2 protein-coding genes are annotated in these 481 nt (G+C 51.8%); both read left to right on the top strand.

Going from position 1 to position 481, the window contains the following annotated elements; genetic code table 11:
- On the top strand, positions 1-158 hold a 158-nt coding region (locus HUK38_RS14770), incomplete at its 5' end, for a Txe/YoeB family addiction module toxin (RefSeq protein ID WP_182585063.1).
- Positions 155-391 carry a type II toxin-antitoxin system HicB family antitoxin gene (locus tag HUK38_RS14765; protein ID WP_338065436.1) on the top strand — a complete coding sequence of 79 codons (237 nt, stop codon included), beginning with the start codon at positions 155-157 and terminating at the stop codon, positions 389-391. The genes HUK38_RS14770 and HUK38_RS14765, both read left to right, overlap by 4 nt.
- The last annotated feature ends 90 nt before the right edge of the window (positions 392-481 follow it).

Raw genomic sequence — 481 nt, 5'->3', positions numbered from 1 at the left:
ATATGTGGCAACCGTATCAGGGACTGGGCAAGCCCGAGCCTTTGAAACACGAGCTGCAAGGCTACTGGTCGCGGCGGATCACGAATGAGCATCGGCTGGTTTATAAGTGTGAGGGTGATTCAGTGGTCATTATTGCTTGTCGGTATCACTATGAGTGAAAGAGGGTGTTACGGCGCTAATTTTCAAATACGAAACCATCATTTTCTGGAGTGAAGCCGACCAAGCATTTGTCGGTGAGATACCCGAGTTACCCGGCTGCATGGCGCACGGTGATACCTATCAGGCGGCGTTGGCCAATCTTATAGATGCGGGGCAACTGTGGATTGATACGGCGATTGAGTTTGGCGATCCGGTGCCCGAACCGAAAGGGCGACGGTTGGCGTATGCGTAATCGGGATGCGGTGATTCGAGTGTAATTGGCGGGGGAATGAGTGATGAATGAGTGGATAACCATGCCGCTTGAAGATGGGTTAGAGTGTAT

This window comes from Thiospirillum jenense (genome assembly GCF_014145225.1).
GTDB classification, from domain to species: Bacteria; Pseudomonadota; Gammaproteobacteria; order Chromatiales; family Chromatiaceae; genus Thiospirillum; species Thiospirillum jenense.
The sequence above is the reverse complement of the archived record's forward strand: the minus strand, read 5'-3'. Positions and strand labels throughout refer to the sequence as shown.